Genomic DNA, 13,359 nt, shown 5'->3' with positions numbered 1-13,359 from the left:
CCATGGCTACACAAAAACGTTATGCTGACAGCATCAGAGCCCGAAGCCAATGACCTGATAAGGGAGCCTAACGACAACCCAATGAGAATTCGTATCACCCATCAAAGAATCACACTGGTGCTGCAACTGATACTGTTGCTGGAGGCTGTGCTGGCGGTCTGGAGCCAGCGCTGGTTTACCGCCTTTCTCAGCAGCATGATCATTCTGATCACGCTTGTGCCGCTGGTGTTTGAGCGCCGTTTCAGAATTCACATCCCGCCGGATCTGCAATTGGCCGCGATCTGCTTTGTATTTGCATCCCTGTTTTTGGGTGAGATTCGTGACTACTACACCCGCTTCTGGTGGTGGGACATGATGTTGCATACGCTGTCGGGCTTTCTGCTGGGCATTGTCGGCTTTCTGCTGGTGCACATCATGAATGAGATTGATGACATCCATGTCCATATGAAGCCCGGCTTTGTCGCCTTTTTTGCCTTCATGTTTGCCCTCGGCATGGGCGCGCTCTGGGAAATTTTCGAGTTTGCCATGGACTCCCTGCTCGGCATGAACATGCAGAAACCAATGCTGGGGGACCCTTCCGGATTGACCGACACCATGTGGGACCTGATCGTGGATGCTGTCGGCGCACTGGTGATTTCCATACTGGGCTGGCGCTATTTGAAAAATCCGGGCCAGAAATCGCTGCTTGAACGCTGGATCGACGCCTTCGTCGCCCGCAATCCGCAGCTGTTCCGACGCTAGATCCAGCCCAGCAGCTGCCACCAGAGATAATCCAGCGGCAGCAGAACCACCACCGTCAGCGCGGCCAGAATCAGACACAGCCGAGCGGCATGCCCGATTGAGATCCCCGCCAGCGGCATCGCCATCATCAGCGGCACCGATTGATAGGTGAACACGATGGTGGAAAAGCCGAACACCTGAGTCATCAGCACCGCTTCCAGGCTGAAGCCCGTCATCTGACTGATCTGCCCGGCCAGTGGGGTCAGCGTGGCGGGTACACCCGCAAGGGTCGCCACCACCCCGGTCAGCATCGCCGCCAGCGACAGCGAGAAAAAGTTGACCGCATCACGGCCCGGCTCCAGCGGCAACCAGTCAAGTACCCGTTCCCCCACCACCTGACTGATCTGGCTGTAGTTGATCAGGCTGGCAATGCCCAACAGCCCGGCCACAACCAGAATCGAGCTGATATTCACCTTGTCATTGAAACTTTTGGGCGACACCATTCCCACGCCGGGCAGCAACAGAACCGTGGCCGCCGCCAGCCCGATCCATGCTGCCGAGATGTGGTGTATGGAATCCGTCAGCCAGAACCCGAGTGTTGTCAGCATGATCAACATCAGTCGGCTTTCTCTGAAGCTGAACCCTCCGTTACGGCTGATGGGTGCCGCACGCCGAGGGGTATCCGGATACAGCAACAGGATCACCCCGATCAGCAGCACCGCCTTCAACAGACCCAGCACCGGGAAATGCAACAACAGATACTCGGTGAACATCGGCGTCCAGCCGTGGATACTTTCGGCTGAACCGATCATGATCATGTTCGGAATATTGGCCGGCAGAATCGCAAAGGTGGGCAGGTGACAGCCAAAGGCCGCCGCCAGCAACACGCCATAATGGCCCTTGCTGCCTCTGGAAAAACCACAATTTTCAGCGATCGCCAACGCAATCGGGATGAAAAGCACCACGCGCCCCACTGACGAGGGCATCACAAACCCCAGCAGCACTCCCATGAAGACAATGCCGGTAATCAGCTGTGCATAACTGCTGTCCAAATAACGTGTGAAACGATCCGAGATGCGCCGTGCCAGCCCGGTTTCCGCTATCGCGATACCGATCACCAGCCCCGAAAAAATCAGCCAGCATGCTGTCGAGGTAAGGCCCGAAAATACGACTTCCGCTGGTGCCAACGACAGCAGCATTGCCAATACCAATACCAGCAGAGCACTGACGAATTCCGGCAACGCACCGGTGGCAAACAGCACCATACCCGCCATGATAAGCAGAGCCGACAGCTGTTGCTGGCCGGTAAACAGCTCCGCAACCGGTGTAAGCAGCAGCAGAGCTGACAGCAGGGGGATCAGGATCAGTGCAATCAGTTGTGAGCGTTTCAGAGGGATGGTCATGTGAGCTCTCTATCCGGTGACTGGATTCTGGTGATTGTGCCAGAGAAGCGCTAGGGTTTAAGTCGACAAATTGACAACCAATGTAGAATATCGGACATATGAGCCTGCACCCCACTCTTGCACCCAAGCGTTTTCGATCAAAACTGGGCATGATCATCGACCCGGCTCGACCGATACTCGGCCTGCATGACCTGATCCTGAGCAACTTTGAGTTCGATTTTCACAGCCATCCCCGTGGTCAGCTCGCCTATGCCGCCTCTGGCGTGATCAAGGTTTATACCGACAGTGGTAGCTGGATCGTGCCACCCTCTCAGGCCGTATGGATACCCGGCGGAATCCGCCACTCGGTAAACCCGGAAGTTACCTCGGAGCTTCGTCATCTGTTTATTGATCCCTCCTGTCTTCACCGCTTCCCCGACCAGTGCAGTGTGGTCGAGGTTTCACCCCTACTGCGCGAACTGATCCTGCGTGTAGCCGATTTCGGCGAGGATTACCCTCCGGACAGTGCAGCCAGCCGTATCTGCGCTGTCATCCTTGACCAGCTTGAGGCGCTGGAACCGTCACGACTACACCTGCCACTGTCCAGTGACCGCCGCTTGCAACGCGTGATGCAGCACATGATCGACCAGCCTGAGGCCGATACCCGTCTCACGGACTGGGCCACCAGGGTCGGCGCCAGCGAGCGTACCCTGCGGCGGCTGTTCATTCGCGAAACAGGCATGACCTTTCAGCAGTGGCGCCGCCAGCTGTTGCTGCATGAAGCTGTGGACCGTTTGGGGCGGGGTGATTCGGTCATGAACGTGGCGCTGGAGCTGGGCTACCGCAGCCCGAGCGCTTTTGTAGCGATGTTCAGGAAGGCGCTGGGGAAATCACCGGGACAGTATTTCAGAGGGGTATGATCAGGGCTTTTCCTGCTGACAATCCAGCTTCACCACGCGGTTACGCCCCTCATGCTTGGCTCGATAGAGGGCATTGTCGATTCTGGCAAACAGCTGCTCGATATTGTCTCCCGGCTGATACTGGGTCACACCGAAACTGCAGGTCATCTTCAAACCGGGCATCATCTCGTGCTCACTGATAAGCTGGCGCAGCTTGTCGGTTGCACGAACCGCACCTTCCAGCGTGACATCAGGGAAAATCAGCACAAACTCCTCTCCACCCCAGCGGGCAAAAAAGTCGATCTCACGAATGTTGGCTGCAACAAAGTCCGCCAGGTTTTTCAATACAATGTCACCGGTTTTATGCCCACGGGTATCGTTCACCCGCTTGAAGTGGTCAATATCTAAGATCGCCATCGACAACGGATGGTGGTAACGGTCAGAGCGGGCCTTCTCCCTGATCAGTTCCTCCTCGAACTTTTTGCGATTGGCAATGCCGGTCAGTGAGTCCGTATTGGAGATCCGCTCAACTTCAGCAATTTTTTGCTGAAGCTCACTGTTCCGTATTTCCAGCTCTTCCGCCTTTCTGCTCAGTTGCCGCTCGAGCGTCACATTACCGGCTTTCAGTAATCGGTTCTGCTCTATCAATTCCTGCTGAGCGAGCTTGCGCTCGTGGATATCCTGATGAGCACCGATCATTCTTGAGACGCGACCCTCCTGATCATACTCAACCACCACAGCGCGATCCGTAATCCACAGGTAGCTCCCATCCACCTTTTTGCAGCGGTAGTCGATACAGTACTCACCGGCCTTGCCGGATGTGTAACGCTCGAAGTTCTCCATCACACGGGCATAGTCATCCGGATGAATGATGTTTTCCCATGTAAATACATCACGCTTGAAACTGCCTTCTGCATACCCCAGCATCCGAAACCAGCCGGGACTGCGCAGCACCTCACCGGTTTTCCCGTTCCAGTCCCAGGTACCCTCGACGATCAAGTCCAGAATACAGTTCAATGTCAGGTCAGCATCGGCCACACTGCCGTGCCGGTAGGTGATGACGGGTTTCAGAGTGTGCATGGGTATTGAAAAACCTGAAATTGTAAGGAACAACGTATTCACAGCATGACCCATGGTCAGAAATCAGGCAATCACAAATTCCGATTGACCCCTACCCGGATTGTGATAACGTACTAGTACATGAATACAACCCATTTGAATGAGCTGCTCGACCATCTGCTGGACATGCAGGATCGTGAAGCACTGGAAGAGGCGCTGCGCGATCTGCTGACCCCGGCAGAGCTGACCGAGGTGATCAACCGGCTGCAGATTCTGCGCATGCTGGAAGCCGGTGTGCCCCAGCGAGAGATCGCCAAGCAGCTCGGTGTCGGCATCGCCACCGTTACGCGCGGAGCACGCGCCCTCAAGATAAAACAGCAACAGAGGCTACCATGAGCCAGAAACCGGCCCGCATCACGCTGCCGCGCAAGCCACATTATGTGACGCTGGCGGCGGACATCGACTTCTTTGGCCTGTTCAAGAAGATCGAGAAACGCTTCGACAACTGCTTCATGCTGGAGTCGCTGGGAGAAGAGAGCCACATCTCCCGTCACTCCATCATCGGTTTCGACCCGGAGCAGATCCTCTGGGCCACCGAAGGCGAGTTGCATGTGCAGGGCCGTGACGGTGAAGTACACAGCTACGCCAGTGACAACCCCTACTACCTGCTGCGCGAGATCGTGCCGCAGAACATCATCTCGCGGAAGTATGCCGGCGGCCTGACCGGCTATATCGGCTACGACTGTATGAACTACTTTGAGCCGAGCCTCAATCTGCAGCACAGCGACATGTTTGATGTGTTCCGCTTCGGCGTGTTCAAGGACGGGTTGATTCTCGACAAAATGACCGGCGAAGTGATCTATTTCCACTACGATGACAGCCGGCTGGAAATGATCGAGCAGATTCTGGCTGAGCCGATGGTGGAAAACGGCTCGCTCAAGGTGACACCCCTGGGTGAAACCATGACCCAGGACGAGCACGCCGCCGCGGTCATGAAAGTGAAGCAGGACATCATCGACGGCAAAGTGTTCCAGTGCGAGGTGGGGTTCAAAAAGCGATTTCGCCTTGAGGGCGACAGCATCAACCTGTACGAACAGCTGCGTGAGGTGAACCCCTCGCCACAGATGTACTACGTCAAGTTCGGCGAGCAGAAGCTGATCGGTGCCAGCCCCGAGCTGCTGTTCCGCCTGCGCCAGGGCGAGATGGAGACCTTCCCGCTGGCCGGTACTACCAAGCGCGGCGCCAACGAGGTGGAAGACACTCAGTACGCTCGCACCCTGCTCAACGATCCGAAAGAGATCGCCGAGCACAACATGATCGTCGACCTGCACCGCAACGACATCGGTCGCGTGGCCCGCTTCGGTACCGTAAAGGTCCGCAGCCTGATGGATATCAAGCGCTTCAGCCACGTACAGCACATTTCAAGTGAGATTGTCGGCATTATCGCGGAAGATCACGACATGTTCTCCGCTTTGGCGAGCAATTTCCCCGCCGGCACGTTGACCGGCGCACCCAAGATCGAGGCGATGAAGATCATCGACGATCTGGAATCGGATGGTCGCGGCCCCTACGGCGGCGCGGTGGGCCACTTCTCGTTCAACGGGGACTGCACCTTCGCCATCCCGATCCGCACCGTATTCGCCAACGGCGAAAACGCCTACGTGCAGACCTGCGGCGGCAACGTCTACGACTCCAACCCGGAAGACGAATACGAAGAGATCCGGCGCAAGTTTGCCGGCACCAAGAAGGTTCTGGACCAGTTTATCGCGGAGGGTCAGGCATGAAGGTCTATATCATCGATAACTATGACTCCTTCACCTACAACCTCTACCAGTACATCGGCGAGATTCTGAGCACCGAACAACATAAGGGCCGTCTGGACAGCTTCGACATTGTGGTCAAACGCAACGATGAGGTGACACTGGCCGATCTGCGTGCGGCCGCGCCGGACCGCATCATCATCTCGCCGGGGCCGGGCTCACCGGAAGACCCGGCCTACTTTGGCGTCTGTGCCGAGGTAATCCGTGAGCTGGGGCCGCAGATTCCGTTGCTGGGCGTGTGCCTCGGCATGCAGGGCATCGTGCATGTGTTCGGCGGCAAGGTGATCAAGGCGCCGCTGCCGATGCACGGCAAGATCAGCCCGATCAGCCACACCGCGGAAGGCGTGTTCGCCAACACGCCGGACATGCTTGAGATCATGCGCTATCACTCGCTGATGGCGGAGCCGGAAAGCCTGCCGGAGTGTCTGGACGTAACCGCCGTGGTCGGCAACCTGCCTGTCGACAGCTTTACCGATCATGCTCGCATCCATCAGGGCGGCGACTTCGAGATCATGGGCGTGAAGCACAAACAGCACCCGATCCACGGCATTCAGTTCCACCCGGAATCCTTCGCCACCGAAGGCGGCAAGGAGCTGATCGCCAACTTCCTGTTTCAGGCCTGAGAGAAAATAAACGATGAGCGTACAGCCTGCCCCGACCCTGACACTGGCCAACGGTGTCGAGATGCCCCAACTGGGCCTCGGCACCTGGCCAATGAATGATGCCGAAGCTGCCAGTGCCGTCACCACTGCACTGGAGCTGGGCTACCGCCTGATCGATACTGCCGAGAACTACCAGAATGAGTGCGGCGTTGGTCTGGGCATTCGCAACGCCTCTGTGCCGCGTGATCAGGTATTCGTAACCACCAAATTCAACCGCGAGTGGCACGGTTTTGACGGCGCCAAAGCCGCCTGCGAAGCGAGTCTGAAGCGGCTGGAACTGGACTATATCGACCTGCTGCTGATCCACTGGCCCAACCCGGAGCAGGACCGTTTCGTGGAAGCCTATCTGGGACTGATAAATCTGCTGGACCGGGGACTGGTACGTGCCATCGGCACCTCCAACTTCAAGCCGGCTCACCTGCAGCGACTGCTTGATCTGGGTCTGACCCCACACCTGAACCAGATTCAGCTTGATCCCTATCACCGTCGTGATGACCTGATCGCGCTGCACAACAACCAGGGTATCGTGACCGAATGCTGGCGCCCGCTGGGCTGTGGCAACGCCATGCTGGCCGACCCTGTGATTAAAGCCATTGCCGAGCGGCACCAGCGCACCCCGGCTCAGATCGTGTTGCGCTGGGCGGTACAGCAAGGCTTTGCCACTGCTCCCAAGTCAGCCAATCCGCAGCGTATGGCGGAAAACCTGAACGTGTTCGATTTCAGCCTCAATACCGAAGAGATCGCCGCTCTGGATCAGCTTGGCCGGGACGACCCGGATATGCTGGATGCGGATCAGTTCGGTCACTAACCCCCGCTCACACCGCCTCCGGCCCAGGAGGCGGTACCTCTTCTCACGACCTTCGTATCAGCCTTTCGCTTTTGGCCTGTTAATTGCTGCATGCCCAAGAGGCAACGGCTAACAGATCGACAGCTGCACTTTTACAGGGCATCGCTGACGCTCCATGCCGATAGAGCACCAAAGGTGCACATACCGCGCGCACGCCGGCACCATCAAAGTGCGCCGCTACCGCATGATAGGCAGGTCAGGCTATGACGATGGATTGGAAATCGTATGACCCGAATGGGTTTTTTGATGAACTGGTATGCCGCGACGGCAGTATTCGAACCCCTGCACGGCAGCTGATCCACTATCTTGAGTCTCTTCCTCCTGGAGAGATCGAATCCCGGCGTCAGATGGCTGAAGCCACCATTCAGGAGATGGGGGTCAGCTTTACGGTTTACACCGAGGAAGGGAATATCGACCGTGCCTGGCCTTTCGATATCGTGCCGCGCACCATCTCGGCGAAGCAGTGGCGTACCACCGCTGCCGGGCTGGAGCAGCGCCTTAAAGCACTGAACCTGTTTATCCACGATCTGTACCATGAGCAGCAGGTGCTCAAGGACGGTATCATCCCGGCCGAGATCATCACTGAATCAAAAAACTTCCGCCCCGAATGTATCGGGGTAACACCCCCGCTTGGGGTGTGGGCGCATATCTGCGGTACCGATCTGGTGCGTGACGGTGACGGCGAGTTCTATGTGCTGGAAGACAACCTGCGCGTTCCGTCCGGTGTCTCCTACATGCTGGAAAACCGTGCCATCACCAAGCGCGTCTTGCCCGAGCTGTTCGAGAAGGACGATATCCTGCCCGTTGACGGTTACTGCGCGAGCCTGTTCGACATGCTTGCATCCCTGTCCCCGCGCGATATCCGCAAGCCTGTCATCGTGGTACTGACGCCCGGCATATTCAACTCGGCCTACTTCGAGCACGCCTTTCTGGCCCAGCAGATGGGGGTCGAGCTGGTGGAAGGCTCCGATCTCATGGTGGACGATGATGACTGTGTCTACATGAAAACCATCAGTGGCCCGGAGCGAGTGGATGTCATCTACCGACGCATCGACGATCTGTTCCTGGACCCGGATGTGTTCGTAAAGGATTCGGTACTGGGCGTACCCGGCCTGATGCGCGCCTGGCAGAAAGGCAAGGTCGCACTGGCCAATGCACCAGGCGCCGGTGTGGCTGATGACAAGGTGGTGTATGCCTACGTGCCCGAAATCATCCGTTACTACCTGAACGAAGAGCCGATTCTCAAGAATGTCGAAACCTTTCTCTGCGATGACCCGGAACAGCGCGAGTATGTGCTCGCCAATCTGGACAAGCTGGTGGTCAAGCCGGCCAACGAGTCCGGCGGCTACGGTATGCTGGTCGGCCCACACTCCACCAAAAAAGAGCAGGCACAGTTCGCCAGGCTGATTCAAGACAACCCGCGCAACTATATCGCTCAGCCAACGCTGGCACTGTCAACTGCACCAACACTGGTTGAAAACGGTAACCTGGAGCCGCGCCACCTCGATCTGCGCCCCTTCATCCTGCAAGGGCGCGACACCTATGTCACCACCGGCGGCCTGACCCGTGTCGCAATGAAAAAGGGCTCACTGGTAGTGAACTCCTCCCAGGGTGGAGGAAGCAAGGACACCTGGATTGTCGATGGTGGGGAGGAATAAGCCATGCTGTCAAAAGTTGCCGAACGTCTTTACTGGGCCGCCCGTTATCTGGAACGTGTTGAAAACACGGCTCGTCTGGTCAGTGTGTACGACAAGCTGCTGTTCGACCTGCCGCGTGAGGTCAATATCAGCTGGTACTCACTGGTAGAACTCAACAGCGCCAGCGATCTGTTCAGTGAACGCTATCGCATTCGTGACGAACACAATGTGGTCAAGTTCATCCTGGCCGACGACACCAACCCGGGCTCCATGCTGTCCGCGCTGCGTATGCTGCGCGAGAACATCCGCACCAGCCGCGACGTGCTGCCGGTAGAAAGCTGGGAACAGATCAACGAACTCTATCTGTATGCCCAGAACAACATCCGCCTGGGCATCAACCGCAGCAAACGTTACGAATTTCTCGATCAGATTGTAAGCCGCTGCCAGATGCTGTTCGGCATGCTCGCCGGCACCATGAGTCATGATGCTCCCTGGCAGTTCGTCAAGCTGGGGCGTGATCTGGAGCGGGCTGACATGACTACGCGCATTCTGGATGCCGGTGCCGCTGCCCTGATGGCAGCCAACGGCGATTCCAGCGTCAACCTGCGCCAGGTGGTGTGGGGCAATGTACTGCGTTCCGCCAGTGCCTACATGAACTATCGCCGCAGCGTACGCATGTCGGTCACCGGCCCCGATGTGGCCTGTTACCTGCTGGAGGATCCGCACTTCCCCCGCAGCGTCGCATCCTGCCTGACACAGCTGAAAATTTCGTCAGGTAAACTGCCGCACGGTGAGCAGGTCGTCGAACAGATCAAGGAAATCGAACCCAAACGTCACCCCATTGAACATGAAACAGATTTGGGACGCGATTTCCGCGAATACCTTAATGATCTTCAAATCCAGCTCAGCCAGCTCAGTAACCGAATCTCCCAGACCTGGTTTCCCGCATGAATTGCCACGAGAGGCTTGAATTGTGACCATCCGCATCGCGATCAACCATGTCACCGAGTACCACTTCGATCGCCCGGTAGAGCTGTCGCCGCACCTGTTACGGCTACGCCCGGCACCGCATAGCCGAACCCATATACACGGCTATAGCCTCAAGATTGAGCCCGACACTCATTTCATCAATTGGCAGCAGGACCCGTTCGGCAATCACATCGCCCGGCTGGTATTCCCGGAGAAGGCGACGTCACTGAAAGTCGAGGTCGAGGTGATTGCCGATATGACGGTGATCAATCCGTTCGATTTCTTCGTTGAGGAGTATGCCGAACATTACCCCTTCAGCTATAAAGCAGACGTGAAGAAGGAGTTGCAGCCCTATCTGGAAATTACCGAATCCGGCCCATTACTCAAGGCCTGGATCGAGGGCGTTCCTCGTGGCAAGACCTTGATAAACGACTTTCTGGTCGAGCTAAACCAGCGTCTGCAACAAGCCATCGGCTATGGCGTGCGACTGGAACCGGGCGTGCAGACCTGTGAAGAAACCCTGACACTGAAGAAGGGTTCATGCCGCGACACCAGTTGGCTACTGGTACAGATTCTGCGCCACCTGGGCCTCGCTGCCCGCTTTGCCTCCGGCTATCTGGTACAGCTCAAGCAGGATCAGGAGGCACTGGACGGCCCCTCGGGCGCAGCCGAGGACTTTACCGATCTGCACGCCTGGTGTGAGGTGTATATTCCCGGTGCAGGCTGGATCGGGCTGGATCCGACCTCGGGACTGTTTGCGGGTGAAGGCCATATCCCGCTCGCCTGTACCCCATCCCCCGAGTCGGCCGCGCCGATGACCGGTTTCACCAGTAAATGCGAGACTGAGTTCAGCTACAGCAATACCGTCACCCGCATCCATGAAGACCCACGCGTCACCAAACCCTACAGTGATGCGCAATGGACCTGCATCGACGCACTGGGCAAAATGATCGACAAAGAACTGGAGGAGGGTGATGTCCGTTTGACCATGGGCGGTGAACCCACCTTTGTATCCATCGATGATATGGACTCGGCACAGTGGAGCATAGACGCCTTGGGTGAAGACAAACTCAGCCTTGCCAAGGATCTGCTGTTGCGTCTGCGTGAACGTTTTGCCCCTAATGGCCTGCTGCACTACGGTCAGGGAAAATGGTATCCCGGCGAGGAAGTCCCCCGTTGGGCGCTGGGCTGTTTCTGGCGCACCGATGGTGAGCCCCTTTGGCAGGACAGGGAACTGTTGGCCCGCATCGACAAGGATTACGGTCACGGGCTGGAAGAGGCACGCAACTTCATGCGCACCCTGTGCCGGAATCTGGGCCTGCCTTCGCGTTACCTGATTGAGGCGTTCGAAGACAGCCTCTACTACCTGTGGCAAGAGCAACAACTGCCCGCCAACGTGGACCCGAAAACGTTCGACCTCAAGGACGACATGGAACGTAAGCGTCTGGCACGCCTGCTCAGTCGTGGCTTGGATACGCCCACCGGTATGGTACTGCCGCTGGGCTGGAACGATGCCCGCCAGTGCTGGCGCTCGACTCCCTGGGAACTGCGCAGCGAACGGCTGACACTGATACCCGGCGACTCACCGCTGGGCTTTCGTCTGCCTCTGAACAGCCTGCCTGTCGTCAGTGAAGACAAGCGCCATATCGAACCTGACGCCGACCCCTTTGCGGATAAGAAACCGCTGCCCGGTTATCGTCCTTTCGCCGACATGGCGCAGGCATCGCGTGACAGTCCCGCCGATCAGGACGAAACCGTCATGACCGAAGTGCTGCGCACAGCCCTCTCCATTGAACCTCGCGAGGGCCGCCTGTACCTGTTCCTTCCGCCGATCAAGCAGCTTGAACATTATGTCGACCTGATCAACATGATTGAGCGGACGGCTGGCGAACTGAAACTCCCCGTGGTCATCGAAGGATATGAGCCACCGCGAGACCCCCGTATACAAAAACTGTTGATCACGCCGGATCCGGGTGTCATTGAGGTCAACATTCATCCCGCCTCCAGCTGGCAGGAGCTGGTCGATAACACCACCACTCTCTATGAAGAGGCGCGACTGGCACGTCTGGGCACAGAGAAATTCATGCTCGATGGTCGCCATGGAGGTACCGGCGGCGGCAACCACATCACGCTGGGCGGCGTTACACCCGCCGACAGCCCGCTGCTGCGCCGCCCGGATCTGCTGCGTTCGCTGGTCACCTACTGGCAGCACCACCCAAGCCTGTCCTATCTGTTTTCGGGCATGTTTATCGGTCCGACCAGTCAGGCACCGCGTGTGGATGAAGGGCGCGATGAAGCGCTGTACGAGCTGGAGATCGCCTTCGAGCAGATGCCGGACGGACTCGTCGATCAACCCTGGCTGGTGGATCGGCTGATGCGCAACCTGCTGGTGGATATCACCGGCAACACGCACCGCTCCGAGTTCTGCATCGATAAACTCTATTCTCCCGGCAGCGCTTCAGGTCGCCAGGGGATTCTGGAGTTTCGTGGCTTCGAAATGCCCCCCCATCCGCAGATGTCGCTGGTACAGGTACTGTTGTTGCGAGCGCTGGTCGCACGCTTCTGGAAAGCGCCTTACCACAAACCACTGGTCCGCTGGGGTACCGAGCTGCATGATCGCTTCATGCTGCCGCACTATGTCTGGTCCGACCTGCGCGATGTGGTGAATGATCTGCAAGCCCATGGTTTGCCGTTCCAGCTGGAGTGGCTGGCCCCGTTCGAAGAGTTCCGTTTTCCACATTACGGTCGCGTTCAGATCGATGATATGGAGCTTGAACTGCGCTGGGCGATCGAGCCGTGGCATGTGTTGGGTGAGGAAGTGGCCAGCTTTGGTACCGCCCGCTATGTGGACTCTTCAGTCGAACGTTTGCAGGTCCGGCTGAGCGGCTTGACCGAGGGACGCTACCTGTTGGCCTGCAATGGCCGACGTGTACCATTGAGAGCCACCGGGGTGCATGGCGAATATGTCGCGGGCATTCGCTATCGCGCCTGGAATCCGCCCTCGGCCCTGCATCCGACCATCGGTGTACAGGCACCTCTGACGTTCGACCTGATCGACACCTGGAACGGCCACTCCATTGGCGGCTGTACCTATCATGTCACTCATCCGGGAGGTCGCAGCTACGACAGTCAGCCGATCAACGCCTTTGAAGCCGAGGCGCGTCGGGTCAACCGTTTCCACGACTACGGGCATACGCCGGGGCCGGTCACACCTCCGCCCTTTTACGGTGCGTTGCGGGAGTTTTTCCCGCATCAGGAGGCACCGCGACCGATGGCACCGCCAGTGGAAGCTATACTGGCTGAGTACCCTTGGACGCTTGATCTGCGGCGCGGCACTTGAACTGCTCAAGAAATCACCTATGAT

General features: G+C 57.7%; 11 protein-coding genes. 9 read left to right on the top strand and 2 right to left on the bottom strand.

The annotated features are described in order from the left end of the window. The first annotated feature begins 81 nt into the window (after positions 1 to 81). Positions 82 to 741 carry a DUF2238 domain-containing protein gene (locus ABIE60_RS06150; protein WP_354468564.1) on the top strand — a complete coding sequence of 220 codons (660 nt, stop codon included), beginning with the start codon at positions 82 to 84 and terminating at the stop codon, positions 739 to 741. On the opposite strand, the gene ABIE60_RS06145 is transcribed toward ABIE60_RS06150, so the two are convergent. After that, positions 738 to 2,123: an SLC13 family permease gene (locus ABIE60_RS06145; RefSeq protein ID WP_354468563.1), complete on the bottom strand. Its 1,386-nt coding sequence runs from the start codon at positions 2,121 to 2,123 to the stop codon at positions 738 to 740. The genes ABIE60_RS06150 and ABIE60_RS06145 overlap by 4 nt on opposite strands. Before the next feature lie 98 nt (positions 2,124 to 2,221). On the opposite strand from ABIE60_RS06145, the gene ABIE60_RS06140 reads away from it, so the two are divergent. Next, the gene (locus ABIE60_RS06140) at positions 2,222 to 3,022 is read left to right on the top strand and encodes an AraC family transcriptional regulator (protein ID WP_354468562.1); all 801 of its coding nucleotides are present in this window, start codon (positions 2,222 to 2,224) and stop codon (positions 3,020 to 3,022) included. Here the strand turns inward: ABIE60_RS06140 and ABIE60_RS06135 are convergent, their stop codons facing one another. Continuing rightward, entirely contained in the window at positions 3,023 to 4,081 is a 1,059-nt protein-coding gene (locus tag ABIE60_RS06135; protein ID WP_354468561.1) for a sensor domain-containing diguanylate cyclase, read from the bottom strand. A gap of 120 nt (positions 4,082 to 4,201) precedes the next feature. Here ABIE60_RS06135 and ABIE60_RS06130 point away from each other — a divergent pair, with 120 nt between their 5' ends. The 7 genes from ABIE60_RS06130 to ABIE60_RS06100 all read left to right on the top strand — a co-directional run bounded on the left by ABIE60_RS06130 (position 4,202) and on the right by ABIE60_RS06100 (position 13,335). Beyond that, the gene (locus ABIE60_RS06130; protein ID WP_354468560.1) at positions 4,202 to 4,456 is read left to right on the top strand and encodes a Trp family transcriptional regulator; all 255 of its coding nucleotides are present in this window, start codon (positions 4,202 to 4,204) and stop codon (positions 4,454 to 4,456) included. Further along, positions 4,453 to 5,844, top strand: a complete 1,392-nt coding sequence (locus ABIE60_RS06125) for an anthranilate synthase component I family protein (protein WP_354468559.1) — start codon at positions 4,453 to 4,455, stop codon at positions 5,842 to 5,844. Before ABIE60_RS06130 ends, ABIE60_RS06125 begins: the two co-directional genes overlap by 4 nt. Beyond that, a complete protein-coding gene (locus ABIE60_RS06120; RefSeq protein ID WP_354468558.1) occupies positions 5,841 to 6,503 on the top strand; it encodes an anthranilate synthase component II in 663 nt (220 codons plus the stop codon). The genes ABIE60_RS06125 and ABIE60_RS06120 overlap by 4 nt, the downstream gene beginning before the upstream one ends. A gap of 13 nt (positions 6,504 to 6,516) precedes the next feature. Then, positions 6,517 to 7,350, top strand: a complete 834-nt coding sequence (locus ABIE60_RS06115; RefSeq protein WP_354468557.1) for an aldo/keto reductase — start codon at positions 6,517 to 6,519, stop codon at positions 7,348 to 7,350. A 242-nt stretch (positions 7,351 to 7,592) separates the two neighbouring features. Further along, on the top strand, positions 7,593 to 9,047 hold the full coding sequence (locus ABIE60_RS06110; protein ID WP_354468556.1) for a circularly permuted type 2 ATP-grasp protein: 1,455 nt from the start codon (positions 7,593 to 7,595) through the stop codon (positions 9,045 to 9,047). A 3-nt stretch (positions 9,048 to 9,050) separates the two neighbouring features. Beyond that, complete coding sequence (locus ABIE60_RS06105) at positions 9,051 to 9,977, top strand: alpha-E domain-containing protein (protein ID WP_354468555.1); 927 nt, start codon at positions 9,051 to 9,053, stop codon at positions 9,975 to 9,977. 22 nt (positions 9,978 to 9,999) lie between these two features. Further along, positions 10,000 to 13,335, top strand: coding sequence for a transglutaminase family protein (locus ABIE60_RS06100; RefSeq protein WP_354468554.1), 3,336 nt, complete (start codon positions 10,000 to 10,002; stop codon positions 13,333 to 13,335). Positions 13,336 to 13,359 lie beyond the last annotated feature (24 nt).

Source organism: Marinobacterium sp. MBR-109 (assembly GCF_040547565.1).
GTDB lineage: Bacteria > Pseudomonadota > Gammaproteobacteria > Pseudomonadales > Balneatricaceae > Marinobacterium.
The sequence above is the reverse complement of the archived record's forward strand: the minus strand, read 5'-3'. Positions and strand labels throughout refer to the sequence as shown.